Raw genomic sequence first — 26,553 nt, forward strand, 5'->3', positions numbered from 1 at the left:
CGACTGATGGGAAGTCCGCGTGCCGAACCCCGCAGCTGCCGGGCCCGGCGGGGACCGGCTGGTAGTCTCGCAGCGGATCACCGCTTGCACAGAGACTGCTCAGCCGACTGGGGAACGACATGCTCGCACAGCTCATCGCACTAGGCGTCTTCATCGCACTCTTCGCCCTCGGGGCGATCCGCGGGGTGCACATCGGCGTGCTCATGCTCGTCGGCGCCGCCGGCACCGGCCTGCTGCTCGCCGACATGACGGTCGAGGACATCATCGCCGGGTTCCCGCTCTCGATCATGGTGCTCCTCGCCGGAGTCACCTACTTCTTCGCGATCGCACAGGAGAACGGCACGGTCGACACGATCATCGACTGGGCGCTGGAGAAGGTCGGGTCATCGGCCGTCCTCCTGCCCGTCGTCTTCTTCGTCATCACCGCGGGCATCGCCTCGATGGGCGCGCCCCTGGCAGGTCTGGTCATGATGCCGGTGGGCATGCAGGTGGCCCGGAAGTACCAGGTCGACTACGCGCTCATGGGTCTGGCGATCTGCTTCGCGATCGGCGCCGGCGGCTTCGCCCCCACAAGCCTCTACGGCATCGTCACGTACAGCACCGCCGCCGACGCCGGGATCGGGCTCTCCCCGTTCCTCCTCTTCGGCATCGCCGTCGCCGTCTACCTCCTCATGCTCCTCGCCGCCTACCTCATGTTCGGGCGCCGGCTCTTCTCCCGGAAGTCCGCGGCCGCCCTCGCGGCGAACGGCGGGCCGGGGTCGGCCACCGGGTCGGCGGCCGGAGGATCCGGTGAGGCACAGGCCTCGGGCAGCACCACATCGGCGAGCGGGACCCGGATCTCCCGGGGCAGCGCCTCGACGACGTCGGTGGCCTTCGGTGAGGACGACGAGGACGAAGCGCTCTTCGACTCCTCCGCCGCCGGGGCACCATCCGAGTCGACGGCTTCAGGATCGACGCCGTTCACCGGGGTGCAGATCCTCACGGTCGTGCTCATGGTCGCCCTCATCGGCTCGGTCGTCGTCCTCGCCGCCTTCGGCCAGGACCCCGACATCGGTCTCCTCTGCTTCCTCTTCGGGGCGATCCTCGCGATCGTCGACCCGGCGACGGGCAAGGCCGCGATCCCGAAGATCGACTGGTCGACGGTCCTCCTCGTCGGCGGGATCATCACGTTCGTCAGCGTGCTGCAGGACATGGGCGCGGTCGACCTCCTCGGCGAAGGGGCGAAGGCGATCGGCTCCCCGCTCGTCGCCGCCCTCGTCCTCTGCGTCGTCGGCGGCCTGGTCTCCGCATTCGCGTCGACGACGGGCATCCTCGCGGCCCTCGTCCCACTCGCCCTGCCGCTCATCGACGCCGGGGGCGTGCCCGGGTGGGCGCTCATCGCCGCGCTCGGGATCTGCTCGGCCGTCGTCGACGTCTCACCGTTCTCGACCCTCGGCGCCACCGTCGTCGCGACCGCTCCCGCCGAGGAGAAGCCGCGCCTCACACGCATCCTCGTGAAGTTCGGGATGTCGATGGTCGTCATCGGCCCGATCGTCCTCGTCGGCGGACTTGTCGTCCCCGCGATGCTGTTCTGATCCGTCGGGCGCGGCTGGTGCCCGCGGAGGCGACCGTCGCCGTGCGGCCGCCTGCCCCGTGTCAGTCGAGGGGCTTGACGAGGGTGACGAACTCGAGATCGTCGACCATCGGCACGCCGAAGCGTTCGTCGCCGTACGGGAAGGGCTCGGTCTCGCCGGTGCGCTCGTAGCCGCGGCGTTCGTAGTAGGCGATGAGCTCCGAGCGCTTGTTGATCACGCTCATCTGCAGGGCCCGGGCACCCCAGCGTTCGGCCACCCACGCCTCGGCGAGGTTCATCAGCGCCGACCCCACACCCTGGCCCTGGCCGAGCGGCGAGACCGCGAGGACGCCGAGGTAGGCGACCGAGTCGACGGGTTCGCGCAGGTACACGCTGGCCACGGCGGGGCCGTCGACCGAGCGGACGAGGATCATCGTCGAATCCGCCTCGGCGAGCATCTCCCGGGCCATCGCCTCATCGAGTCGCTGCCCGCTGAGCAGGTCCGCCTCCGTCGTCCACCCCTGCTTCGAGGCCTCACCGCGGTAGGCGGAGGCGACGAGGGCGACATAGTCGTCGATGTCGGCGTCGGTGAGCACGCTGACGACGTAGCCCGACTCGTTGAGGATGAGTTCGTGGGCGTCGACGAGGGTGGCCGGGGGCTGCGAGGTCATGCGGGACGACTCCTTGGGGCGGCGGCGGGTCACGGCCCGCCGGGATCTTCAACACTCCCCACCAAGATTAGTGGGTAGTCTCGGAAGCGGGAACAGCCCCCCTTGAGAGAACAGGATCAGCCATGGACATCGACATCGACGGCGAGACCTTCACCTTCGCCGAGGACTCCGCGCAGTCCCGCTTCACGGTCTCCCACGACGGCCAGGTCATCGGCCTCATCGACTACATCGACACCGCCGACGGCCCGGGCGACGTCCCGACCGCGCGGACGTTCACCCACACCGAGGTCTCCCCGGCATTCGGTGGTCGCGGGATCGCCGCCCACCTCGTGCGCTTCGCCCTGGAGACCACCACCGAGGCGGGTCTGCGGTTCCGCACGACCTGTTCGTACGTCATGCGGTTCCTCGAGAAGAACCACGAGTTCGACGCGTCCCTCGCCTGACGAGCAGTCGCCGCGGCCTCAGTCGCTGTCGTCACGCTCGTAGACGGACCGGACGACCCGGGCCGGTGCGCCGACGACGACGGCACCGGCCGGCACATCGCGGGTGACGACTGCGGCCGCCGCCACGACCGCGTCATCGCCGATGGTCACTCCGGGCAGCACCGTGACGTTCGCTCCGATCCACACGCCCCGACCGATGACGATCGGCGCCGGGCGCATATCCGCCCGCCGGCTCGGATCGAGGTCGTGGTTGAGGGTCGCGAGCACCGCGTTGTGACCGATGAGCGCGTCGTCGCCGATCGTGATGCCGCCCTGGTCCTGGAACCGTGCACCGGAGTTGATGAAGACCCTCTCGCCGAGGCGGATGTTCCGCCCGAAGTCCGCGGAGAACGGCGGGAACACCGTCACCGAGGCGGGAACCGGTCGAGCCGTGAGGGTCGACAGCAGCATCCGCACCTCCTCGGGACTGCGGTATCCGGTGTTGAGTTCGGCTGTGATCCGCAGCGCCTCCTGGCTCGCTGAGTGCATGGCCCGGTGCAGCGGGGAGCCTGAGACGATCGTCTCCCCCGCGTCGAGCGCCGTGATGAGCGCGTCGATGTCGGCGATGTCTCCGCCGCCAGGTTCGGAGTCACCGTTCGAACTGGTCTCTGTCTCACTCATCGTCTCTCCTCGAGGTTGTGCGCAGTGGTGTCCGGTCAGGGCCGCTCAGTGGTCTCACGGGGTGAGGAGGACCTTGATCGCGCGGCGTTCGTCCATCGCCGCGTACGCCTCGGCGGCCTCATCGAGCGGCAGCCGCATGTCGAAGACCCGGCCGGGGTCGATCGTCCGCGTCCAGATGAGGTCGATGAGCTCGGGCAGGTAGCGGCGCACGGGTGCTGGGCCGCCGTGGAGGTGGACGAGGCCGAAGAAGAGTTCGTCTCCGGGCAGGGCGACGTCGTGGGAGACGCCGACGTAGCCGATGTGACCGCCGGGCCGCGTCGCGCGGATCGCCTGCATCATCGACTCCTGTGTGCCGACGGCTTCGATCGCGGAGTCGACGCCGAGTCCGTCGGTGAGCTCCTTGATCGCCGCCACCCCGGCGTCGCCGCGGTCGGCGACGATGTGCGTGGCGCCGAATTCGCGGGCGAGGCGCTGCCGATCCTTGTGCCGGCTCATTGCGATGATCGTCTCCGCTCCCATCTGCCGCGCGGCGAGGACGCCCATGAGTCCGACCGCGCCGTCGCCGATGACGGCGACGCTCGAGCCGGGACCCACCTCGGCGGCGTCGGCGGCGAACCATCCGGTGCCGAGGACGTCGGAGGCGGCGAGCAGCGAGGGGATGAGGTCGTCATCGGGATGGCCGGGGGTGGCGACGAGGGTACCGTCGGCGTGCGGGATGCGGGCGTATTCGGCTTGGGTGCCGATCGCGCCGTCGACGAAGATCCCGTTGACGCAGCGCGACTGGTATCCGGCGGTGCAGATGGGGCACGTGTTGTCGGAGATGACGAAGGATCCGACGACGAAGTCCCCGACGCTCAACGTCGAGACCTCCTCGCCGATCTCCTCGACGACGCCGACGTATTCGTGCCCCATGAGCTTCGCATCAGGAGTGTCCGCGCCGCGGTAGGGCCACAGGTCGGACCCGCACACGCAGGCGGCGACGATGCGGATGACGGCATCGGTCGGGTCGATGATCTGCGGGTGGTCCCGCTCTTCGATGCGAACGTCTCCGGGGGCGTGCATGATGACTCCGCGCATGGTTGTGCTCCTTCGGTGGGGGTGGAACGGGTGCGGTGGTGGACACCGAATCCGGTGGGTGGGATACGGAGGTGCCTAGAGCTCGTCGGCGGTGCTCACTGTGGTCTCGTGTTCCGTGGTCTCGTGCGCTCCGGTCTCAGGTTCGCCCGTCTCGCGGACCCCGCCCGGTCTCGCCTCTGCGGTGAGCGAGGAGAGCAGGCGCAGCTTCTCCTCCGACCGGGATCCGGGTTCGGGAGTGTAGACGAGGAGGACGAGTCCCGCCTCGGCGGTGATCCTCAGCTCTTCGTAGGCGAGCTCGATCTCTCCGATGTCCGGGTGGACGAACCTCTTCATCCCCGCCCCGTGGGTGCGCACATCGTGGGCCGCCCAGAGCTCCCGGAAGGTCTCGCTGCGGGTCGAGAGCTCCCCGACGAGCTCCTGGATCCCGCGGTCATGCGGATCCCTGCCGGCTTCGGCCCGGATCACGGCGACGCACATCTGGGCGAAGAGGTCCCAGTCGGGGTAGAAGTCCCGGGAGGCGGAGTCGAGGAACTGGAACCGGGCGAGGTTGGGTATCCGTCCGCCGTCGCCGATGACCGGGGAGTAGAACGCCCGGCCGAGGTCGTTGACGGCGACGATGTTCTGCGCGGCGTCGCGGACGAAGGCGACGGACTCGGTCATCGCCTCGAGCATCCAGTGAAGCGTCTCGTGCGGTGTCCGGGCCGCCGAGCGCGGACGACGACGCCGTCCCGAGGTCGGCACCCCGTCAGCGGCACGGGCGAGGTCGACGAGGTGGCCGCGTTCGGTGTCGGTGAGCTGCAGCGCATCGGCGAGCGAGTCGAGGACCGCTGCGGAGGCTCCGCCGATGGCTCCCCGTTCGAGCTTCGCGTAGTACTCGACGCTCATGCCCGCCAGGGTCGCGACTTCGCTCCGGCGCAGCCCGGGCACACGACGTCGGCCGTCCGCCGGCAGCCCGGCGGCCGCGGGCGTGATCTTCGCCCGGCGTGACATGAGGAACTCCCTCACCTCGGCCCTGTTGTCCATGCATTCGAGCGTAGACCTCTCACGCCCCGGGAGGGATACCCTGCGAGTACACCCCTGGCGAGTGCACCGCAAGGGCCCGCACCCTCAAGCGGCCGTCGCCGACTGCGCAGCGGACCGAACGATGCCGGGGCGGGATCTGCGCACGGGGACGAACCGCAGTACGCAGACCACCCAGACGGTGGCCGCGATGATCACGGATGCGAGGATCGTCCAGAAGAGCACGGGGTCGCCGACGGCGAGCCGAGGGATCTCGCGACCGGGAATGACGACGGCGAAGGTCCCGGCGATGAGGGCGCCGATCCACGATCCGACCATGAGGAAGACGTGGGTGCGCAGTCGGCCGCGGCGGATGGCGATGACCCCCAGCGTCGTCGTCGCGAAGGTGTAGATCGCCAGGGCATGGAAGACCGTGAATGCCCCGGTGAGCGAGTAGATGAACATCCCGCTCACGCAGACGAGGTACATGAGCACGACCCACGAGCGGCCGATGGTCTTGTGCCGGTTGTCCTTGGGTCGGCGGATCAGCTGCACGGGGGCCAGGAGCACGACACCGGCGGCGGCGATGGCGTGGACGGCGATGATGAGTGTCATCATGGGATTAAGATAGTCATGCTATCCAAGCACTGGCAACGTGGATAGTCGACCGCCTGAGCACTATCCAAGGCAGTTCTCCGATCGGCACTGCGGATCTCGAAGGGACACGATGAAGCTGCGCGAACTCGCCCGCCGCACCGATGTGTCCACGGCGAGCATCAAGTACTACATCCGCCTCGGCGTGCTGGGCACCGGTGAGAAGCGCAACGCCACGACGGCGGTCTACGGGGATGCCCATGTGCACCGTCTCGCGCTCATCACGTGGCTCCGTCGCGAACTCGCCCTGCCGATGTCGTCTATCGCCGTACTCACGCACGCGATCGACGACGAAACCCTGGACAATCTCGAACTGATGGGCGTCTGCCAGCGCCTCGCCCTCGGTCTCGACAGCTGTCTCGACAGCGCGCCTGAGCCTCAGCCCACCGCGACGCCGCCGACGGAAGGGACCGGCGATGCCGCCGCACCGCCTCGGCGAAACGACCCCGACGTGATCACAGACCTGGACGCCGAAGTCGGTGACGTCCTCTCCGACCTCGGCTGGCCCGACGTCTCCCCCACCGCTCGCGCCGCGGTCGCCGTCTGCCTGCGCGATCTCATCGACGCCGGCTACGACGTGGGGCGGGACATCGTGATGACCCATGCCACGGCTCTGGCACAGATCGCCCGGGAGAACACGCTGCCCATCAGCGACTCCCTCACCCGCGACGAGATCGCTCTCGCCGTCATCCGCGGCATCACCCTGCACAATCGGCTCCTCATCTCGATGAGCACGCTCGTCCACGCTGCGATGTCCGCGCAGGCACGGAAACCGCGCGACTGACGCTCTCACACTGCGAAATCCGCATCGATTCCGCCCCTGCGGACCTTTACACTGAACGAGGCGCCGGGCGATCTTGCGCTCTGCCGCCTCGACACAACAACCAAGGGAGGATCAGTCGTGGACATCACGCCGATCATCGACAAGCTCAACACCGGACTGTTCATCAACGGACAGTGGCGTGATGCCGAGGGCGGAAAGACCATCGACGTCATCAACCCCGCAACCGGTGACGTCATCACCACCGTCGCCGACGGTTCCGCCGCCGACGCCGAGGCCGCCATCAAGGCCGCCGGTGACGCGCAGGCCGACTGGGCCGCCACCGCACCCCGTGACCGGGCCGAGATCCTGCGCCGCGCCTTCGAACTCCTCATCGAGCGCTCCGACGACATCGCCGCCGTCATGACCGCTGAGATGGGCAAGCCCTTCGCCGAGTCCAAGGGAGAGGTCGCCTACGGCGCCGAGTTCTTCCGCTGGTTCTCCGAGGAGGCCGTGCGCATCAGCGGCGACTACATGCTCTCCACCGACGGCAAGAACCGCCTCATGGTCTCCCGCGAACCCGTGGGCCCCTGCGTGCTCATCACCCCGTGGAACTTCCCGCTGGCCATGGGCACCCGCAAGATCGGACCGGCCATCGCCGCGGGCTGCACGATGGTCTTCAAGCCCGCGAAGCTCACCCCGCTGACCTCGCTCATGCTCGTCGACGTCCTCACCGAGGCAGGGCTGCCGGCCGGCGTCCTCAACGTCGTCACCTCGGAGTCGGCCCGTCGGGTCGTCACCCCGTGGATGGAGTCGGGCATCGCCCGCAAGGTCACCTTCACCGGGTCGACCGAGGTGGGCATCAACCTGCTCAAGCAGGCTGCCGACAATGTCATGAAGTCCTCGATGGAGCTCGGCGGCAACGCGCCGTTCGTCGTCTGCGAGGACGCCGATCTCGACAAGGCCGTCGACGGTGCGGTGCTCGCGAAGATGCGCAACGGCGGCGAGGCCTGCACCGCGGCCAACCGCCTCTTCGTCCACTCCTCGATCGCCGATGAGTTCTCGCAGAAGCTCGCCGAGCGCATCGGTTCGATGAAGGTCGGCAACGGCCTCCATGAGGGCACCGAGGTGGGACCGCTCGTCGACCAGGAGTCGCTGGACAAGGTCGCGGCCCTCGTCGACGACGCCGTCGCCGGAGGTGCGACGGTGCTCACGGGCGGTTCGAAGATCGAAGGCGACGGGTTCTTCTTCGACCCGACCGTCATCACCAACGTCCCGGCCGGTTCGGAGATCCGCACGACCGAGATCTTCGGCCCCGTCGCCCCGATCGTCACCTTCGACACCGACGAGCAGGCGATCGCGCTGGCCAATGAGACCGAGTATGGGCTTGCCGGCTACCTGTTCAGCGAGAACATCAACCGTGCGCTCAGCCTCGCCGAGAAGCTCGAGGTCGGCATGATCGGCCTCAACACCGGTCTCGTCTCGAACCCGGCCGCCCCGTTCGGCGGCGTGAAGATGTCGGGTCTCGGCCGTGAGGGCGGACGCGTCGGCATCGACGAGTACCTCGAGATCAAGTACGTGGCCACGCCGCGCTCCTGATCCCCTCTCCTGGTCCCGTGCGGCCGCCGGTTGAGCCGGCCCGCCGGGGATGAGAGCGCCGAGGGGGGGGGGNCCGCGTTCCCGGGGGTCCGCGACGTCGAGCAGGGTCGTTGACCGTCCCGGGCCCTATGGTCCTTACCCGGACTGGCCTACACTCAGGCACTGTGAGCACAGTGACGGAGAAGTCCCTTCCATCGACCTGCCCGAACGTTCACGCCGAGGAGGTCGTTCGGTGATCCTCTCCCCCGACCGGGATCCCCGGCTGATCACGATCCGCCGAGGCGGCACCCTCACCGACGACCACCACCAGCTTCTCGCCCTGTGGGCCGCCGACTGCGCCGAGCATGTCCTGTCGCTCTTCGCCGCCGTCGCCCCGGACGACCCGCGCCCGAGCGAGGCCATCGCCGCCGCGCGGAAGTGGGCTGACGGGCAGATGCCGATGATGACCGCCCGTGCCGCCGGAGGCCATGCGATGGGGGCTGCGCGACCCTTGACCGGGGCCGCCCGCTTCGCTGCGTACGCGGCCGGTCAGGCTGCATGCGTGGGACATGTCGCCGAGCACGATCTCGGCGCGGCTGCCTACGCGATCAAGGCCGTCGCCGCCGCACACCCGAACGATCCGGATGCGGCAGCGGCGGAGCGTGACCGGCAGCGTGAACGCCTGCCCAAGGCGGTCCGTGAGCTTGTCCTCGACGATCAGGCGCGTCGCAACAGCATCTGCTGGAACGTCTTCACCGACTGAGCGTTCATCTGTCGGGAGGCCGTCCCACGATGGCCGACGTCAGGGCAGGTGAATGCCTGCGCCGGTCAGCTCACGCCCGGCGGCGGGCGAGGACGTCGTTGACGGCATCGAGTGCCGGTGCCCTGTCGGCACGAATCGCTTTGCGGCCGTGCTCGAGCGGGCTGTCCTCACGTGCCGAGTCGCTCAACTCGGCACGGTATCCGAGCTCCTCGGCGAACTGTGCGGCAATGTCCTCTCGGCTGCGCGCCTGCGTCTCATACGAACTCGCATCGGCGGCCTTGGGCGTCGGCACAGCGTGCTCGGCCTCCTGGGCGCCGACGTAGCTCGGCACCGGCAGAGGCGTCGGGGACCATCCGTCGCGGGCCTTGAGCCGCTGCTGGAACGGGTCGTTGACCGCCGCCTCGGCGGCACTCTTCGCGGCCGCGCTCCGCTGAGCGCTCTGCACGACGGTGTCGGCGAGGTCCGCTGCGACCGAGGTCGTCGACGCAGCGACAACCTCTGAGGCCTCGTCTGCGGCAGCCACAGGTGAGGAGGTCTCGGCCGGAGTCGTGTCCGCCTTCTCTGCGGCATTGGTCACTGCCGCAGGCTCCGCGATGACCGGGATCGGACCGGTGAGCAGGATCTGGCGAGTCGTGTGGCCCTCGGCGGATTCGTTGCGGATGCGCACAACCGGGATCTCACCGGTGACCGCTTCCTCGCGGGCGTACTTGGCCGTCGCACTGCGCTGCTGGAGCGCGCGTTCACGAGCGGCCTTCGCCGTCGTCGCCTTCTCGTCCGCAGATGACGTCTTCGTCTCGGATGCCGTCGTGCGCGACGTCGCCGCAGCCTTGGCCGCCATCGCCTGCGCCCGTGCCGCCGTGGACCCGACGGTCGACGACTTCGTCGACCCGGCCGTCTGCGCAGCGGTCGTCGCTGTCGACCGAGCTGTCTCAGCCGCACGCGGCACGTCAGCCGCACGCGAAGTCGCTGCCGCCTCGGTCATCCGGCGCAGCCGCTTCCTGATCTCGCGCTTGCGCATGTTGAGGGTGCGGACGATGAAGAGGGAGACGACCGCGAGCCCGGCGAAGACGCCGATGAGCGCGGGATGGACGACGGAGAAGAACGCGAGCACCGATGTGACGATCACCCCGAGCACCGATGCGAGGAACGTCAGCGCGAACCCGCGGACCATCGTCCCGATCGAACGCAGGGACTCACGCAGCGGGGCGGTGCTCTCGGTCATCGTGGGATCCTCATCGGGTCGGGAAGTGGGCTCTGTCGTGGGGTCTGACCCGCCGAGGCGGTCCTGGCCGCCTCCGGGCGGCATCCGGCGCGCCCGGTTGGCAGTCGCTGCAGCCTGCGCCCGGACCGCCCGCTGCTGACCGGCGCCGAGGCGGCTCACCGACTCGGCGGCGCGCCCCTCGTTCTGTCGGCCGGAACCGGTTCCGCCGGTCTGCGCGAACACGGCATGGACGGCCGGGTGAAGGGGGCGCACATTGTCGGCCCCGGACGCCCGGTCGTGTCCGCCTGCGAGGAACGCCGAGCGGGTCTCGCCCACGGCGACCGGAAGGACAGCGGGCTGGGATTCGGGTTCCGGCTGGGACTCAGGCACTGCCTCGGCGGTCTGGGCGTCACCGTCGATGACGGAGAGTTCGGGGGTGCCGGCGGAGAGCCGCAGGTTCGGGGCGATCCCGGCGGCGGCATGGTCGGCACTCGGCACGGAGGGCTTGACCGCCTCGGCGCGGAAGACGGCGACCCGCTCGCCGAGGTCACGGCAGGGATTCTGGGATTCGGCGCGCACGACCTGGGCATCATCGGGCAGGCGGTCGAGGTCGACGCGGGAGAGCTCGGTGGCCGACCGGCGGATCATTGCGGGCACGACGACGACGAAGACCACGGCGATGGCGATGACGACGATGATGCTGGTGTCCACACTGCAGAGCCTAGAGGTCACGATTGGACAACAGCGTGAACGGCGGTGGTGTGTCGGTCATTCCGACACGAAGTTCACAAGGAGCGCGAGCCCGGCCCCTCACCTCGACTGTGCCGGTACGCGGAGAGGATGCCGTGGGGGATGTCCTCGACGGTGAGGGCGAAGGTGCGGTGGTCGCTCCACTGTCCGTCGATGTGCATGTAGTTCCTCCGCAGTCCCTCGTCGCGGAAGCCGAGCTTCTCGACGACGCGGAGGCTCGCAGTGTTCTCCGGTCGGATGTTGATCTCGATGCGGTGGAGGCCGAGCGCGAACAGGCAGTGGTCGGTGGCCATCGCCACGGCCAGCGGTGTGATGCCGCGACCGGCGACGCGGGAGTCGACCCAGTAGCCGATCTGGCCGCTGAGGATCGACCCCCACGTGATGCCGGAGACGGTCAGCTGGCCGCGGAAGCGGCCGTCGACCTCGATCGCGAACGGCACGCTCTGCGCCCGTTTGGCCTGCTTGTCGTACATCCGCACCATCGCGCGGAAGTTCGGCGTGACCTGACCGGGGATCGGCAGGGTCGCATCCCACGGACGCAGCCAGTCCCGGTTGAACCGCCGGACCTCACGCCACTCGGATTCGTCGCTGCGGCGCAGGGGTCGAAGGACGACGCCCGCGGTGGCATCGCGCAGCTCGATCGGCCAGAACGGGCCGCCCATCACGGTCGTCCCCGCTCAGCGTCCTCGCGCGGCATCAGCGTCCCCGCGCGAGGCCAGACAGCGAAGCCACGGGCACTCAGTCGAGTTCGGCCACGTACTCTTTGAGCCATCCCTTGAGATCCTCGCCGAGGTCGTCGCGCGAGCACGCGATCTGCACGACGGCCTTGAGGTAGTCGAGCTTGTCGCCCGTGTCGTAGCGGTCGCCGGAGAAGACGACGCCGTAGACGCCGTGGCTGGACTCATCCTCGGCGAGCGTCTGCAGGGCGTCGGTGAGCTGGATCTCGTTGCCGCGGCCGGGCGCGGTCGTCTCGAGGACGTCGAAGATCTCCGGAGCGAGGACGTAGCGGCCGATGATCGCGAGGTTCGACGGCGCCTCCTCCTGTGCCGGCTTCTCGACGAGGCCGGTGATCCTGACGACGCCGTCCTCGTCGGTCTCCTCGACGGCCGCGCAGCCGTAGAGGTGGATCGACTCCGGGGGAACCTCCATGAGCGCCACGACGCTGCCGCCGGTCCGCTCCGTGACGTCGATCATCGTCGGCAGGATCGGGCTGCGTTCGTCGATGAGGTCATCGCCGAGGAGGACCGCGAACGGCTCGTCGCCGACGTGCTGGCGGCCCTTGAGCACAGCATGGCCGAGACCCTTGGGGTCGCCCTGCCGGACGTAGTGGATGTCTCCGAGCTCCGAGGAGTGCCGAACGGCGGCGAGCTTCTTGTCGTCGCCCTTCTTCGCCAGCGCCGCTTCGAGTCCGTCGACGCGGTCGAAGTGGTCCTCGAGGGGGCGCTTGTTGCGCCCGGTGATCATGAGGACGTCCTGCAGACCCGCAGACACCGCCTCCTCGACGACGTACTGGATGGCCGGCTTGTCGACGACGGGGAGCATCTCCTTCGGCGTCGCCTTCGTCGCGGGGAGGAAGCGGGTTCCCAGGCCGGCCACGGGGATCACGGCCTTGCGCACGGTGCTGCGAGATTGATCAGTCATGCCCTTCATCTTAGCCATGCCCGCCCCACCGGTTAGGCTGAAGGGCGTGGATCCCGTCTCCTCGAAGGCAGAGCTGCGGGCCCTGATCCGGGCCCGCCGGTCAGCTCGTGCGCGTCAGTGGGGCGCGCACAGTGACGATTCCGGTGCCTCTCCCGCCGAGGCGGCCGCCCCCGCCTCGTCGGTCGCCGACCTGCGATCGCCGCCCCCCGCGCCTCCATCGTCTGCCCTCTCCCCGTCGATCTCCGACGCCGTGCGCTCGACGCTCGACCACTGGTGGCCGAGCGCCGACCTCTCCGGACGGATCGTCGTCGCGTATGCGGCCCTTCCCGGTGAGCCCGATGTCGACACCGTCGTCGACGGCCTGCGGGAGCGCGGGGCCCGGGTCTTCCTCCCTGTCGTCACCCGCATCGGTGAGGCCCTCCAATTCGGCGAGGTGAGAGCACCGATGGCCGAACTCACCCCGCAGGGCCGGTGGGGCATCCGCGAACCGCGGGCCGAGCACAGTGCGTCGAGCCTCTTCGCCGAGGCGGCGCCCGACCTCCTCCTCGTCCCTGCCCTCGGCTTCGGTGCCGGCGGGGCACGGTTGGGCAACGGCGGAGGGTTCTACGACAGGACGTTCGGGCCGCTGGGAGAGGTGCCGCTGGGCGACGTGCCGCCCCTGGACGCATCTATCGGGGATGCGCCGCCCGGGCCGTCGCGCTCGCACGCACAGCCCCCCGATTCTGCGGGTCCGCGCGTGGTCGGTGTGTGCTTCGCCGAGGAGGCCGATCTGCCCGGCCTCGTCGTCGAACCGTGGGATCTCCGAGTCCCGGAGGCGATCACCGAGGACGGTCTGCGCGTGCTCTGAACGGGGTCGCCGGCGACAGGTCGTCCTCACCGTCCGGCCTCGATCGCCCGCGAAATAAACCCCCACTCGTGCGCGTTGGACTGTGGAGAAGCGCACAGGGTCGGTGAGAGCGAGAGACGGCGGAACGGGCCGGTGCACTATACTCTTCACGTTGAGGAAAGGTTCTCTATGCCCGTCTATTCGTACGCATGCAAGAGCTGCGGCCACAAATTCGATGTCCACCAGGACTTCAGCGACGATTCGCTGACGATCTGCCCGGAATGCCAGGGCCAGCTGAAGAAGGTCTTCGGCACCGTGGGCATCAGCTTCAAGGGCTCGGGCTTCTATGCCACCGACTCCCGCAAGAGCACCTCGAGCTCGGTCGCCCCGGCAAGCTCCTCGTCGAAGGACTCGAGCTCCACCTCCTCCGACTCTGCGTCGAAGTCAGAGTCGTCGGCAGCCCCGGCGAAGGCGGGCGCTTCAGCGACGAACTGAGCCGCTCGGCTCCCCTGCGACTCATGTGCGCACGGCTGGGGACGGCCCGGCCACTCATGCTCAGATCCCCTGTGGACGACAGATGACTGTCCACAGGGGATTTCTCATCCCTTGCCATCGACCGTCTGGGTTGCGCACGCTCAGAGCATGAAGCTCCTCGATCGGCTCACGGCTCGAGCGGCAGGCGGTCCGCTGTCCCTGCGGGTGCGACCGCGCAGGCTCCTCGCCGCAGTGTGCATCGCCCTCGCCTGCGCCCTGCTCGCGTGGCAGCTCACCCCGAGCCAGGGCGACACTCCGGTGGTCGTCGCCGCCGCTGACCTCGCCCCCGGCACTCAGCTCACCGCCGCCGACCTCGCGCTCGTCGACTATCCCCGTGACTTCGTGCCGAGCAAATCGTTCACCGCCGTCGACGACGCTCTGGACAAGCGCACCTCCGCGGGTGTGTCGAAGGGATCGCCTCTGACCCGGGCGGCTGTCCTCGACCAGCAGGCGCTGCCCGACGGCACCACCGACCTCATCATGCCGGTGCGGCTCGCCGACGACGAGTCCGCCGGACTCCTCGCCCCCGGTCAGCGGATCCGTCTGTTCAGCTCCCTTCCCGAGGGCGGTTCCGAGGTCGTCGTCGACGAGGTCACGATCGCCCGGATCATCGAGAAGGAGAACGGCGTCACAGCAGAATCAGGACAGCTTGTCTCGGTAATCCTCTCCCCCGACGATGCGGGTCGGATTGCGGAATTCGCGGGGTTGCCGATCAGCTTTGCAATCCTGCCGCAATGAGCCCGTTCTCGAATTGCCGAAACCGGCAGCGGCGGCATCCTGGCGGGCCCTGGTGACCCCGATTAGTCATTGGCTATTCGCATGTCAACAGTGTTGGGATGTGGAGTTGGTGTGTACTATGTAACCTTCATTGCAAGATTAGAGTCGCATTATTGCTCACACCACCGAAAGGGTGCCGCTAATGCTTAAGGGTTTCAGGGACTTCATTCTCCAGGGGAATGTCGTCGAACTGGCGACCGCTGTCATCATCGGCAGCGCGTTCACCGCCATCGTCACGGCGTTCTCCGACAAGATCATCAACCCCCTCATCGCTGCCGTCGGCGGCGCAGAAGGCCCCGCATTGAGCTTCACGCTCAAGCCCGGCGTGCCTGAGACGACGATCGACATCGGTGCGGTCATCACCGCCGCGATCAACTTCCTCATCGTCGCCGCCATCGTCTACTTCATCATCATCGTTCCGATGAACAAGCTCAACGAGATGCGCAAGCGCGGCGTGCCCGAGTCCGAGGTGCCCCCGACCGCTGAGGACCTCCTCGGCGACATCCGCGATCTCCTCCGCAACCAGGCCGCCGCCAACGCCGGTCCTGCAGGCGGCACCCCGGGTCAGGGTGGATACACCGACCCGAACGAACCGCCGCGCCACTGATCCGACCGTGATCGGTGCAGCCCCTGAGGCTGCACATGCACGAGGGCCCGCTTCCCACACTGGGAAGCGGGCCCTCGTCGCTGTCCGGGGTCCTCGTCACCCCGGTATGTCGGCCGGCCGAGCCGGCATCAGCCGTACCGCGTCACCAGTGCGGGGGTTTCTGCGACCGGTAGTGTTCGGCACTGAATCCTGTCGTGCCCGATTCGGCTTCGTTGCGCAGCGTCGCTCGATACGCGCGCAGCGCACGCTCGAGGCGCGCCTTCTTCTCACGCTCATCGTCGCCCTCGTCGGACGAGCCCGAGGTGCCGGTCTCGCCGTCAGGCGAATCGGATTCGGGCTCACTCTCGGACCCGGGATCACGCCCAGGCTCGGACTCGGGCTCAGGCTCGCGCTCGGGATCACGCCCGGGCTCGGACTCTGCCCCGGGCTCAGGGTCGGTCATCGGTGCTCGCCGAGGAGTCCCGGCCGTCCGCCGATCCCGAACCCGACTCGGAATCGACGTCGTCGGCCTCGATGAGCCCCGCGTCGCGCAGCGATTCGGCACGGATCTGTTCGGTGTCGAAGGTGGGGATGACCTCGCCCTCGACGGGACCGCGCGCATCGGCGGAGGGGATGAACACCTCGGCGCCGGTGACCTTCTTCGCCTGCGCATGGCGCTGACGATAGCGGTCGACGGCTGCCTGCAGCTGGGTCTCCCCGCGGGGTGTGTTGCTCTTCTGGGCGAGCGCCGTGCGCAGGAGCTCCTTGATCTCTCCGTCGCCGCGGACGACGGCATCGGACTGGATCCAGTCGATCATCTCGTCAAGACCCTGGTCGGAGTACTTGTGCATCGGCAGGCCGGGGACGAGCTTCGGGCGGCTGCCGGTGCGTCCGACGACGACGGAGGCAGCGCGGGCGGCGTTGAGGATCGCCTGCGGGCTCATCGTCTCCACCGTGGACTTCCAGGCGTCGAAGATCTTCTCGGTCTCGGCCTGCGGGTCGACGAACGCATCGGTCGACCACACGCGCATGAACTTCCATCCGCGGCGTTCGAGCTGCTCGGGAACAACCCGGTCGCGCTGGCGCAGACTGCGGATCGAGGCGTAGTCGGGGCCGTCTCCGGAGACGGCGATGATCATCCCGTGCTCGTCCTCGGCGGAGTTCGCCACGGCCAGGTCGATGCCGTTGTAGTGCTCGTGGGCGACGACGCCGAGCTGGAGGAGACGGTCGGCGATGTCGTTGAACAGCGGGTCGTAGATCTCCCCGTGGGGGCCGGGCTGGCGGACGCCGCCGCCGGCGATCTCCTCGAACAGGCGCGGCAGCAGCTGTGCTCCTCCGCTGAGCTTCGCCGCGTCGAAGTCCTCGGCCTCGATGCTCGAGACCACGGTGAGTCGTTTGCGTGCGCGGGTGACGACGGCGGCGAGGATGCGGTCGCCGTCGGGGCCGGAGAGCGGACCGAAGTCGTTGATGACCCGGCCGTGGACGGTGCGCCCGTAGCCGAGCGAGAAGATCACGGCATCCCGTGACATCCCCTGGACGCGTTCGGCGTCGGTGACGACGAACGGCTCCTTCGCGGGGTCGTTGAAGAAGGCTGCCACGTACGGCAGATCCTTCATCGCCCGCGAGATCGCTGTGGCGATCCGCTGCGCATGGTGCGGGGTGAGGGCGACCACGGCCAGGGACTCCCTGGACCGGGTCCGCGCATGTTTGAGCACGAGTTCGACGACGCGTTTGACCTCGGCGTCCGGGCTTTCGACCCGGCCCGTGCCGATGTCGGTGGGCCCGCGCCCATCGGCGACGTAGGAGAACTCGAGCCCGGTTCCCTCGCCGGTGTGCGCGGTCGGCAGGGTCGAGATCGTCGAATCGTAGAAGTGCCTGTTCGCGAGGTCGATGAGACCCACCGGTGAGAGGCGGTAGGAGTTCGCCAGCCGCATCCGCGGCAGGAATTCGCCGAGGCGGTCCTGCACCGAGTCCGGATGCTCGGCTTCGTCGGGTCCCCACCGGTCGACGGCGATCGAGAACGGGCGCGGTCCCAGCAGCCGCGAGTCGCCGAGCGAGACGACCTGGCGGGCACGCGTGATGCCGGGGACGACGTCGGCGATCGAGAGCCGCCCGCCGTCGGCGATGACGACGGCGTCGAAGAGCGGGAGTGCCGCGAAGAGCTCGGGCACCGTGTACGGGCTGGCCATCCACACCGGCGCGAGCGTGGTGAGCAGTTCGGGCGCCTTCGTCGACATCCGCTGGACGGAGGTGTGCGGGGAGAGCAGCTCCTGCTTGATGACCCCGGCAGCGATCGGGTCGGCGTCGATGCCGCGCTTCCACGCCTGCGAATGGTTGTAGCGCAGGCGCCCGGCGCCGGCGGCGACGAAGGCCCGGTCGTTCTCCCGGAATCCTTCGGCGACCTCGTGGAGGGCAGCACCGTCGTGGCGGCCGATCTTCGGATCCTCGCCGGCCATCGACTGGAGGACCGACGCCCAATAGGCGAGATCGAATTCGGGTCCGACGAGGTGGTTCTCGACCTTGCGCCGGCGCAGGTCGGTCATGAGTTCGGAGAGGCCCTCATCGGTGAGCTCCCGCTGCAGGCGTGAGCGTTCGGGCAGGTCCGCGAGGTTCTCCGAGTCCCCGCCCATCGCCTCGGCGCGCGCGGTGAGCTCTTCGATGAGCATCGCGCCGAGGTCGCCGCCGTCGGGGGTCGTCTCGAGCACAGGGGCGAGTTTCGCGACGTCGGCTTCGACCCCCTGGAGGATCTCGTCGGCTTCGAGCACACCGCGCGGGATCTGCGGACGGCCGTCGTGACCGGCGAGGTCGCGGAGGATGACCCGTTGAGCGCGGACGTCGATGAGCGCCGAGTGGAGGTCGGCGACGTCGGCGCCGGGGCGGAGGAACTCCTGCGCGGACTTCTTCAGCCGCTTGCGCTGGAGCATGCCCATCTCGACGCCGAGTTCGGCCCGGTAGTCCGCGGTCCCGGTCGCGGCGATGAGGTCGTCGAGGCGGTGGTCGTAGACGTCGGGGGCGAAGCTGTCGAGGGTCGTGCGCACCCGGAGGAGGACCTTGATCGCCCGCGACCAGTCGTCGAGGTTGCGGCGGGGGTTGAGCTTGGCCTTGGCGAGCACGGGTTCGACGGCGGTGACGAGGTCGGGCAGCGTGCGGCCGAGGCGTTCGGCCACGGTGCGGGCGGCTTCGGCCTCGTCGACGGATTTGAGGTCGGCGCCGAACCAGACGGTGTCCTCGACGTCGAGGGTGAAGGCGCCGAGTCCGGCGAGCTCACCGAGTTTCCCGCGCAGTGCGTGCCGGCGGTCGTCGCTGGCTTCGAGGATGTCCTCACCGAAGCGCACACCGGTCTGCGGCGAGTCGTCGCCGGAGGTGAGTTCGGCGAGGTGCTGCATAGTCTCGTAGACGGAGACGTCCCACGGCTGGCGCCGCCGGTGCAGAGAGGTGACGTGGTCGGTCAGGGTAGCCCGCTGCTCGTTGAGTTCGGAGAGCAGGCCGCCGAGGTCGGGGCGTTCGGCTCGTTCCGCGGAGCCGATGAGGTCGATGAGCTGACGTTTGATGTGCTCGGCGCCTTCGCGGGTGTCGACGGCGAAGTCGCCCAGCCCGACCTCGCCGAGGCGGGCCGAGAAGTCGTCGAGGGCATCGGCGGTCTGGGCGAGGAAGAGCACGCTCTTGCCCGTGTGCGCCAGCGTCGTCGCGACGGCGACGGCGACCTGGGTGGCGCCGGTTCCCGGAGGGGTGTCGACGACGACGGAGCGACCCGAGACCGCCGCATCGACGACGGCCTGCTGGTCGCCGTCGACGTCGATGACGAGGAACTCCTCCTGCGGCTTCCGGTCGGGCAGCGGGGTGACGGGTTCCTTGAGGGCGGCGGGCACGAAGTCCTCATCGGCCGCAGCCTGCCGAGCGTCGGTGGCCGAGGGGTCCTCGGTGCGCACAGCCGAGGGTTCCTGTGCCGTTCGGTGCGAAGTCGTGGCTGAGCCAGAGCTCGCCGAGGTGATCGGCACCGTCGGTTCGCCGAGTTCGTCCTCGTCATCGGTTGCCGGTGCAGCGGCAGTCCTCGACGCGGGACCGGAGGACGGCTTCCCACCGGTGTCAGTCTTCGCGTCGACATCGTCTTCGGTGCCGGCGTCGGCCGTGATTTTGGTGCCGGCATCGGCCGTGATGTCGGCTTTCGCGTCAGCGATGCCGGCTTCGGTGTCAGCCTTCGGCTTGGCATCGGCTGTGGAGTCGGCGTCCGTCTTGGCGTCGGTGTCGTTCTTGGTGTCGGTCTTCGCGCCGACGTCGTTCTTGGTGCCGGTGTTGGCTTCGGATGCGCCACCGCCGGAGTCCTTCTCACGGGCCGGCGCTTTGGGGTCATCTTCCGAGCTCCCTGCGTCCGCAGCGGCATCGCTCTTCCCGACTTCTGTCCCAGCAGGTGCCTGAGCACTGCCCGACTTCGCGTCGCCAGCCGTGGTCGAGTCGTCACCTGTCTTCGAGTCGCCGCCAGCGGTGGTCGCGTCGTCACCCGCCTTCGGGTCGTCGCCAGCGGTCGAGTCGCTGCCTACCGTCGAGTCCCCGCCTGCCGTCGAACCGTCGCCGGCGGTCGAAGAATCAGTCGACCTCGAAGAGACCCCGGTCGATGCCGGTGTCGCTGCCGATGCAGTCTCACCGGATTTCGCCGTCGGTGTCACACCGGTCGACTCGGCGCTCCGCTCGTCGGACGTCGACGAGTCACCGGATGTCTTCGCCGGCGACGTCGACTCAACCGACTCGGCTGACTCCGCCGGCCCGGCACCCCTTTCCGAGGCCTTCTTCGCCGTGTCACCCGTTGAGCGTGGGGTGCGGCAGGGCACGGTCGAACCGCCGCCGAACTGTCCGCGGACCTCGTCGTCGCCGGCCAGCGCCCGGAGGATGGGATGCTGCGTGGGCAGGTAGTCGCCGGTGAAGGCGCTTGCGATGTTCGCGAACGTCGAGACGATGAACCGGTGGTTGATGCGCAGGCCCGGCACGGCCTGGGCGAGGTCGCGGAGGCGGTCGAGGGCCGGGCCCGGGTCGAAGCCGTGGGGTCCCCCGGTGGCGTCGACCCATTCGTCGACGGGCACGTCGAGGTCGTACACCTCGGCGAGGTGGCGGACGAGGGCCGGGTTGATGGTGATCTCGTTGCCGAGGACGATCTCGTAGTCCTCGACGCGCGAACCGCGCGGCACCAGCGTGATGTGGCGCAGCACGACGGGGGCGTTGAACTTGAACTTGGAGTCCTTCTCCGTCCACGACGCGAAGCCGATGGCCAGATGCGCGGCGCGGATGCCGCGTTCGTTGTCGAGCTGTTCTGCCTTCGACCGGATCGACCGGGCTCGACGGCGGGCGTCGGCGAGGATCTCGTGGTCGCGGATCAGGCTCGAGAGTCGGGTGGGGCGACCGGCGAGCAGCTGGGCGAGGCCCGACGGATGTGCTCCGGAGAGGTCGATGCTGCCGTCGCGAGAGTCCCGGAAATGGAGCATGGTGTCGCGACCGCCGAGGTGGGCGGCCTGCTCTTTCCACTCGGCGAACGCGCCCCCGAGCTCTGGGTACTGATCGTCAACAACGGTATCTGGCACAGTTCGACCCTAACGAGAAACTACGCATAACAGGTGCTGGCACACCGTGGAACATCGAGGTTTCTTCTACGCTACACTGGGTGATCGTGGTTGACGACAGCCACATCGCCCCCGTAGCTCAGGGGATAGAGCACCGCTCTCCTAAAGCGGGTGTCGCGCGTTCGAATCGCGCCGGGGGCGCCACGCATTTCATCATCGCAGCGAACGCGGCAGCAATCGCTTCGACGGAGCAGCCTCCAGCACCGCATCGGCGCTGTTCTCGCCGCAGCTCTTCCCGCCACACCACCTCACGTCAGCGCGAGCACGAGCAGTCCGGCGAGCACCGACCCGATCATCACAGCGATTCCCATGGCCAACGTCGCCTTCCAGCCCATCGTCCTGCCGACCATGACCATCGAGGGAAGGCTCAGCGCAGGCAGCGCGATGAGCAGCGCACCCGTCGTTCCCGCGCCGGCACCGGCGGCCAGCAGCGTGAGGATGATCGGGATCTCTCCCCCGGTCGGGATGACGAGCAGCGTGCCGACGACGGCGGCGACGATGATCGCGACCGCCCCGAGCTGCGCCTCCACACCGTAGAGTCCGGTCAGCCACGGAGCGATGAGGCCGATGACGAAGACGAGCACGAGATGCTCAGGGACGAGGATGAGGGTGAACCGCGACAGCGACCGCAGGTATCGCCGAGGCATCGACGAGAGTTCCGCAGGCTCGTCCGGCTGCGGGACGTTGACGTCCCTGCCGCGTCCCGCAATCCAGGTTCCGATGAGGGCACTCGCCCCGACAGCGATGAGCAGCCCGACGACGAGGCGCACGCCCAGGTACTGCCACGGCAGGACGAGGGCGAGGAAGACGAGGACCGCAGGGTTGAGCAGCGGATTGCCCACCCAGTACGCCAGCGCAGCGCTGCGCGTCACCCCGGTCCGGCGCAGGCCCGCTGCCACGGGAGCCGCACAGCACGTGCACATCATCGACGGCAGGGACAGAGTCGCCCCGACGAGCGACTGGGTTGCGGCATGCCGCCGGTTCATCACCCGCAGCAGCCAGTCCCGGGGCACGAGCGCGTCGATGGCCGCGGCGACGAGGAGGGCGACGACGAGCGCCTTCCACACGGCCAGGAAATACGCGAGCGTGAAGTCCCACGCCCCGGACACGGACATCGCCTGACCGGCGACGTCGAAGAGCGGGGCACCCTCCCAGACCGAGGTCTCGGACATCGTCTGGGCTTTGTCCCAGTACGGCAGCCATTTCGACCAGGTCAGGCCCACGCCGAGGAGGATGACGAGGATCGTCAGTCCCGCCCAGTCCGCGGCGCGCAACCGGCGACGCTCAGCCGCCGGGGCCGCAGGTACGGCCGCTGTCCGGGCAGCCGCAGCCGCGGACTCGTTCGTCGTCGATTCCACCGATCAGAGACCCGGTTCGGGGATCTCTCCGTCCTCACGGCGCTTGTTGGCATCGCGAGAGACCCGGACGACCATCGTCGGGCACTGCGAGTACGGCAGCACCGACTGCGAGGTCGACCCGAGCAGGAGGCCGGCGAACCCGCCGCGTCCGCGTGAACCGATGACGAGCACCTCGGCGGTGTCGGAGGCCCGAACGAGCACCTCGGCGGGCTGACCGTCGAAGAGGGTCCACGTGACGTCGAGGTCGGGGAACTCCGCCTTCACGCGCTGCTTGGCGACGACGAGTTTGTCGGCGCCTTCGTTGATGAGGCGCTCGAGGTCGGCGGTGCTCGGCAGCCATTCGGGACCGATCACGGTCGTCGTGATGACGGCGACGATGTGCAGGGGCGAACCGCGGCGCACGGCCAGGCGAGCTGCCTTCCACAGGGCGGGCGACTCGGCGCCGAGGGAGTCGACCCCGACGACGACCTTGCCGTCGAAGCGCAGACCCTCGACCGCCTCGGCGTCGGGATCGGACTCCTCGACCTCGAAGCCGTCCTGACGGATCGGACGCGACGATGTCGGATGGGCCGGCTTCTCGGTGTCGGCCTGCCATGATGCGGGGACGACGACGGTCGGGCACGCGGAGTGGGCCGGCAGCGCACTCGAGACCGTGCCGAGGAGGCGACCGGCGAACCCGCCCCGACCACGGGAGCCGACGACGGTCAGGCACGCGGACTTCGATTCGTCGATGAGGACCCCGGCGGCATCCCCGACTTCGATGACGGCTTCGACGGGCACGCCGGCGGCCTTGACCTCGGCGGCGGCCTCCTTGAGGGTGTTCGTCACCGACGCGCGGATCGCGGAGTCGTCGATGGGGACGTAGGAGACGTCGATGGCCGCGGCAGCGACGCTGGGAATGGTGTAGGCGCCGACGAGCCGGATCGGCTTGCCCAGGGAACGGGCCTCCTGGATCGCCCAGTTGAGCGCGTTCCTCGACGGGGGCGAGCCGTCGATGCCGACGACCACCGCTTCGGGCTCACCGGCAGGCGACGACGTGGCATCGTGACTGCGGTCCTGCTCTGACATCGCACGCTCCTCAAGTCGCAGCGAATTTCTCTGAGTCCACCCTAGATCACAAAGATGTCAGCACGGCTGACGATGTCACATCGTTATCCGTTTCTGGTCACACTGCGGACGGCATCCTCACCGGTCAGACGCCTGCCGGTAGGGTGCGCCGGCGCTCGGCGCACCACCCCTGAGGCAACGCGGACTCAGGCCGCGTGGTTCATCTCGAGGAAGGGCCGCCACTGTTCGACGGGCTTATCGATCCCGCGCATCCAGAACTGTCCCACGCGCGGCTCCTTCGGGCAGAAGCCGAGCTTCCAGCCGATCTCGGACAGCGTGCGGTCGCCTTTGCGGTTGTTGCAGTCTCGGCAGCACGCGACGAGGTTCTCCCACGTGTTGCCGCCTCCGCGGGACCGGGGGACGACGTGGTCGACGGTGCTCGCCGGTCGCGTGCAGTACGCGCAGCGATGGTTGTCCCGGCGCAGGACTCCGCGACGCGACAGTGAGACCCTGCGATCGCGCGGGGGTCTGACGTAGCGGGTGAGGAGGATGACCGAGGGCTGGTCGAGACTCACGTGCTGCGATCTCACCGGAGCGTCATCGGCGGCCAGCACCGTCGCCTTGCCTGTGAGCACCAGAACGACGGCTCTGGTGAACGGCACGACCGACAGCGGCTCGTATCCGGCATTGAGCACGAGAGTCTTCATATCCCGCCCCCTCTTCTCATGGGCGATGGGGAGCCGATGGCGGACGCCGGTCCGCTCCCTGAGCGCAGCGCCGCAGACGCAGCCGGGCCAGGGAACGCAAAAGGCGTCGTGCACCAGCACAACGCCTTGGAATCGGACACAGACACAGATATGTACTCCGCACCAGAACCTGGAGCGGTCGTCCGGAATATTCGACTATGTCCCATCGGATTTCCCATCGCTTACGGAACTCAATCTTCTCAAGAGTAACGCCGATCGCCCCTGTGACCGAATTCATACCCCTCCGGTCACGGAATCTTTCCCGCGCGTTCACCTGCACCCGACCGTCCCGCGAGGCCAGAGCGCCGTCATCCCGCGCGACCACGGCACCGAGGCGGGTGCACAGATGCGAAAACTCCCCGCCGCACTCGAGGACCGTCGAGTGCAACGGGGAGTTCCCGTCAGAGCGTGATCAGAGGACGCGGACGAATTTCGCGCCGCCGGCGATCATCCAGTCGATGCTGCGGTAGCTGGTGTCGACGCGCGGGTTGCCGGCGTCGTACATCATGCCGTTGCCGGCGTAGATGCCGATGTGTCCCGGCTTCCAGATGAGGTCGCCCGGCTTGGCTTCGGACTTCGAGACGGTCGCCCCGGCGCTGCCCTGGGCACCCGAGGTGCGGGGCAGGTTGACGCCGACCTTGGCGTAGACGTACGAGTTGAAGCCGGAGCAGTCCCAGCCGCTGGGCGAGGTGCCGCCCGAGACGTAGGGGGTGCCGACGTACTGCTTGGCGATGGCGAGGACCTGCTGGGCCTTCGAACCGTCGGGGATCTTGACGTCGCCGGAACCGGAGTCCTTCGACGCACCCTTGTCGCTCTTCGACTTGGACGAGGCCTTCGAGGAGTCGGAATCGCTCGAGGCCGCAGCGGAGCTCTTCGGCTTCGGCTCGGGCTTAGGAGCAGGCTTGGCGGTGACGGTCTGGACGTCGACGCTGAAGGACGAGTCGTCCTTCTTGTCCTTGGCGCTGCCGTCGGGGACGACGGTGGCGGCCTGGTTCTGGAATTCGGCGACCTGGGTCTTCGAGTCGGCGGAGACAGCGACGTTGTCGTCTCCGGCCTGACCGGCAGCGGGGAGAACGGCTGCGGTGAGCAGTCCACCGCTGGCGGCGACGACGGCCGCGCGACGTCCGAAGACGGCGGAGTTGGCGTTCAGGAGTTCAGTCAGCTCGGTCAGCGGAGTCTTGACCTTGGTCTCTGCGGCGCGGCGGCCATGGTGCTTAGTTGCCACGTTTTCCTCTCGTCACCTATCGGATCTCTCCGACCGCCACTTCGGTCCTTGGGTGTGTATCGCATCAGGCGTGGCGTGCGGTTCCCGGTGCGAAGCCGCCGCTTGCGCGGACGACCTCAACAACTGTAACCAATCAGTGATCAATTGTCACGTTTCTGTCACAACCACGGTGGGGAAACCCCGAGGTTTTCCATAAGCCTGCAGGTGAGAGCGGTGAATGAGATTCATTTCTCCGTAACATTGACCGTTACAGAAGCCGGCCCGGAGGGTGGATGTCCACTCTCCGGGCCGGCTGCGGTCAGGCTTTCGTTACAGGCCGAGACCTGTCCGCGATCATTCTGTGACCGCCATCACATCGCTCGCCTCACTTCTTGTGGGCGAAGACGTGCGAGGCGGTTTCGACGGGAAGATCGAGGACATCCTCGGCGCCGGGAACCTGCACGGTGATGTACTCCCCGTTGCGGGTGATCTCGACGTCGGTGCCGGGCATGACCCCGGCCACCTGGAACTGCTGGAGCAGGTGGGTGTCGACCTGCAGGGGTTCGGCCAGCCACGCGATCCTCAGCTGCGTCGCACCGTCACGGGCGACGGCGGTCGCGAGGTCGACCACCTCGGCGCCGGTGTTCGCCTCCGCGCCGATGACGTCGAGTCCGGGGATCGGGTTGCCGTACGGGCCGGAGCTCGTGTCGGGCAGGAGTGCGACGAGCTTGCGCTCGACCTGCTCGCTCATCACGTGCTCCCACCGGCAGGCCTCATCGTGGACGAGCTCCCACTCGAGGCCGACGACGTCGGCGAGCAGGCGTTCGGCCAGACGGTGCTTGCGCATCACCTCGGTGGCGATGCGGCGTCCTTCGGGGGTGAGCTCGAGGTGCCGGTCATTGCTCACGTGGAGCAGTCCGTCGCGCTCCATGCGGGCCACGGTCTGCGACACGGTCGGACCGGAGTGGTCCAGTCGCTCCGCGATCCGGGCGCGCAGCGGCACGATCGACTGCTCTTCGAGCTCGATGATCGATTTGAGGTACATTTCGGTTGTATCGACGAGGTCGTTCACTTAAGACCAGCCACTCCACTCTTCGTCTTCAGGTCATGTGACCAT

At 68.4% G+C, this 26,553-nt stretch carries 24 protein-coding genes and 1 tRNA gene; 10 read left to right on the forward strand and 15 right to left on the reverse strand.

The genetic code is table 11. The annotated features are described in order from the left end of the window. Positions 1 to 119 precede the first annotated feature (119 nt). Positions 120 to 1,574 carry an SLC13 family permease gene (locus tag AAHA49_RS03370; protein ID WP_342037198.1) on the forward strand — a complete coding sequence of 485 codons (1,455 nt, stop codon included), beginning with the start codon at positions 120 to 122 and terminating at the stop codon, positions 1,572 to 1,574. 61 nt (positions 1,575 to 1,635) lie between these two features. Here AAHA49_RS03370 and AAHA49_RS03375 read toward each other — a convergent pair whose 3' ends face one another. After that, positions 1,636 to 2,223 (reverse strand): GNAT family N-acetyltransferase, encoded by a 588-nt coding sequence (locus AAHA49_RS03375; protein ID WP_205772105.1) that lies wholly within the window; start codon positions 2,221 to 2,223, stop codon positions 1,636 to 1,638. Positions 2,224 to 2,345: 122 nt separating this feature from the next. Between AAHA49_RS03375 and AAHA49_RS03380 the strand changes: the two genes are divergently transcribed. Further along, positions 2,346 to 2,666 (forward strand): GNAT family N-acetyltransferase, encoded by a 321-nt coding sequence (locus AAHA49_RS03380; RefSeq protein ID WP_342037199.1) that lies wholly within the window; start codon positions 2,346 to 2,348, stop codon positions 2,664 to 2,666. Between the two features lie 18 nt (positions 2,667 to 2,684). On the opposite strand, the gene AAHA49_RS03385 is transcribed toward AAHA49_RS03380, so the two are convergent. The 4 genes from AAHA49_RS03385 to AAHA49_RS03400 form a co-directional block, all read right to left on the reverse strand. Continuing rightward, positions 2,685 to 3,326 carry a DapH/DapD/GlmU-related protein gene (locus AAHA49_RS03385; RefSeq protein ID WP_342037200.1) on the reverse strand — a complete coding sequence of 214 codons (642 nt, stop codon included), beginning with the start codon at positions 3,324 to 3,326 and terminating at the stop codon, positions 2,685 to 2,687. 54 nt (positions 3,327 to 3,380) lie between these two features. Next, entirely contained in the window at positions 3,381 to 4,403 is a 1,023-nt protein-coding gene (locus AAHA49_RS03390) for a zinc-dependent alcohol dehydrogenase family protein (RefSeq protein ID WP_342037201.1), read from the reverse strand. A gap of 75 nt (positions 4,404 to 4,478) precedes the next feature. Continuing rightward, positions 4,479 to 5,426 carry an MmyB family transcriptional regulator gene (locus AAHA49_RS03395; RefSeq protein ID WP_167559895.1) on the reverse strand — a complete coding sequence of 316 codons (948 nt, stop codon included), beginning with the start codon at positions 5,424 to 5,426 and terminating at the stop codon, positions 4,479 to 4,481. A gap of 84 nt (positions 5,427 to 5,510) precedes the next feature. Then, the gene (locus tag AAHA49_RS03400) at positions 5,511 to 6,020 is read right to left on the reverse strand and encodes a DUF2306 domain-containing protein (protein ID WP_167559894.1); all 510 of its coding nucleotides are present in this window, start codon (positions 6,018 to 6,020) and stop codon (positions 5,511 to 5,513) included. Between the two features lie 109 nt (positions 6,021 to 6,129). Between AAHA49_RS03400 and AAHA49_RS03405 the strand changes: the two genes are divergently transcribed. From AAHA49_RS03405 to AAHA49_RS03415, 3 genes are all read left to right on the forward strand, one after another. Next, entirely contained in the window at positions 6,130 to 6,840 is a 711-nt protein-coding gene (locus tag AAHA49_RS03405; RefSeq protein ID WP_339393786.1) for a MerR family transcriptional regulator, read from the forward strand. 117 nt (positions 6,841 to 6,957) lie between these two features. Continuing rightward, complete coding sequence (locus tag AAHA49_RS03410) at positions 6,958 to 8,415, forward strand: aldehyde dehydrogenase family protein (protein ID WP_167559891.1); 1,458 nt, start codon at positions 6,958 to 6,960, stop codon at positions 8,413 to 8,415. Positions 8,416 to 8,647: 232 nt separating this feature from the next. After that, positions 8,648 to 9,157: a putative immunity protein gene (locus AAHA49_RS03415; protein WP_342037202.1), complete on the forward strand. Its 510-nt coding sequence runs from the start codon at positions 8,648 to 8,650 to the stop codon at positions 9,155 to 9,157. Between the two features lie 70 nt (positions 9,158 to 9,227). Here the strand turns inward: AAHA49_RS03415 and AAHA49_RS03420 are convergent, their stop codons facing one another. The 3 genes from AAHA49_RS03420 to galU all read right to left on the reverse strand — a co-directional run bounded on the left by AAHA49_RS03420 (position 9,228) and on the right by galU (position 12,749). Next, entirely contained in the window at positions 9,228 to 11,069 is a 1,842-nt protein-coding gene (locus AAHA49_RS03420) for a hypothetical protein (RefSeq protein WP_342037203.1), read from the reverse strand. Positions 11,070 to 11,143: 74 nt separating this feature from the next. Beyond that, positions 11,144 to 11,770 carry a GNAT family N-acetyltransferase gene (locus AAHA49_RS03425; protein WP_167559887.1) on the reverse strand — a complete coding sequence of 209 codons (627 nt, stop codon included), beginning with the start codon at positions 11,768 to 11,770 and terminating at the stop codon, positions 11,144 to 11,146. A 76-nt stretch (positions 11,771 to 11,846) separates the two neighbouring features. Then, a complete protein-coding gene (galU, locus tag AAHA49_RS03430; protein WP_167559885.1) occupies positions 11,847 to 12,749 on the reverse strand; it encodes a UTP--glucose-1-phosphate uridylyltransferase GalU in 903 nt (300 codons plus the stop codon). Between the two features lie 46 nt (positions 12,750 to 12,795). Here galU and AAHA49_RS03435 point away from each other — a divergent pair, with 46 nt between their 5' ends. From AAHA49_RS03435 to mscL, 4 genes are all read left to right on the forward strand, one after another. Continuing rightward, positions 12,796 to 13,596, forward strand: a complete 801-nt coding sequence (locus AAHA49_RS03435; RefSeq protein ID WP_342037204.1) for a 5-formyltetrahydrofolate cyclo-ligase — start codon at positions 12,796 to 12,798, stop codon at positions 13,594 to 13,596. Positions 13,597 to 13,764: 168 nt separating this feature from the next. Continuing rightward, entirely contained in the window at positions 13,765 to 14,070 is a 306-nt protein-coding gene (locus AAHA49_RS03440; protein ID WP_339393780.1) for an FmdB family zinc ribbon protein, read from the forward strand. 147 nt (positions 14,071 to 14,217) lie between these two features. Further along, positions 14,218 to 14,847, forward strand: coding sequence for an SAF domain-containing protein (locus tag AAHA49_RS03445; RefSeq protein ID WP_167559881.1), 630 nt, complete (start codon positions 14,218 to 14,220; stop codon positions 14,845 to 14,847). Positions 14,848 to 15,028: 181 nt separating this feature from the next. Next, positions 15,029 to 15,493 (forward strand): large conductance mechanosensitive channel protein MscL, encoded by a 465-nt coding sequence (mscL, locus tag AAHA49_RS03450; RefSeq protein ID WP_167559880.1) that lies wholly within the window; start codon positions 15,029 to 15,031, stop codon positions 15,491 to 15,493. Positions 15,494 to 15,635: 142 nt separating this feature from the next. On the opposite strand, the gene AAHA49_RS03455 is transcribed toward mscL, so the two are convergent. Together AAHA49_RS03455 and AAHA49_RS03460 are read right to left on the reverse strand one after the other, a co-directional pair. Next, positions 15,636 to 15,935 (reverse strand): hypothetical protein, encoded by a 300-nt coding sequence (locus AAHA49_RS03455; RefSeq protein WP_167559879.1) that lies wholly within the window; start codon positions 15,933 to 15,935, stop codon positions 15,636 to 15,638. Continuing rightward, positions 15,922 to 21,042, reverse strand: a complete 5,121-nt coding sequence (locus AAHA49_RS03460) for a DUF4011 domain-containing protein (protein WP_342037205.1) — start codon at positions 21,040 to 21,042, stop codon at positions 15,922 to 15,924. The genes AAHA49_RS03455 and AAHA49_RS03460 overlap by 14 nt, the downstream gene beginning before the upstream one ends. A gap of 107 nt (positions 21,043 to 21,149) precedes the next feature. On the opposite strand from AAHA49_RS03460, the gene AAHA49_RS03465 reads away from it, so the two are divergent. Next, a tRNA-Arg gene (locus tag AAHA49_RS03465) sits at positions 21,150 to 21,225 on the forward strand. Between the two features lie 104 nt (positions 21,226 to 21,329). Here the strand turns inward: AAHA49_RS03465 and AAHA49_RS03470 are convergent. From AAHA49_RS03470 to AAHA49_RS03490, 5 genes are all read right to left on the reverse strand, one after another. Further along, a complete protein-coding gene (locus AAHA49_RS03470) occupies positions 21,330 to 22,355 on the reverse strand; it encodes a permease (RefSeq protein WP_205772114.1) in 1,026 nt (341 codons plus the stop codon). Between the two features lie 87 nt (positions 22,356 to 22,442). Continuing rightward, on the reverse strand, positions 22,443 to 23,507 hold the full coding sequence (locus AAHA49_RS03475; protein WP_167559873.1) for a universal stress protein: 1,065 nt from the start codon (positions 23,505 to 23,507) through the stop codon (positions 22,443 to 22,445). A gap of 185 nt (positions 23,508 to 23,692) precedes the next feature. Next, positions 23,693 to 24,193, reverse strand: coding sequence for an HNH endonuclease (locus AAHA49_RS03480; RefSeq protein WP_167559871.1), 501 nt, complete (start codon positions 24,191 to 24,193; stop codon positions 23,693 to 23,695). Positions 24,194 to 24,644: 451 nt separating this feature from the next. Continuing rightward, positions 24,645 to 25,457 (reverse strand): NlpC/P60 family protein, encoded by an 813-nt coding sequence (locus AAHA49_RS03485; protein ID WP_167559869.1) that lies wholly within the window; start codon positions 25,455 to 25,457, stop codon positions 24,645 to 24,647. 364 nt (positions 25,458 to 25,821) lie between these two features. After that, positions 25,822 to 26,508 carry an iron-dependent transcriptional repressor DtxR gene (locus tag AAHA49_RS03490; RefSeq protein WP_342037206.1) on the reverse strand — a complete coding sequence of 229 codons (687 nt, stop codon included), beginning with the start codon at positions 26,506 to 26,508 and terminating at the stop codon, positions 25,822 to 25,824. Positions 26,509 to 26,553 lie beyond the last annotated feature (45 nt).

The sequence above is a fragment of the Brevibacterium ammoniilyticum genome (assembly GCF_038429965.1).
Taxonomy (GTDB): domain Bacteria; phylum Actinomycetota; class Actinomycetes; order Actinomycetales; family Brevibacteriaceae; genus Brevibacterium; species Brevibacterium ammoniilyticum.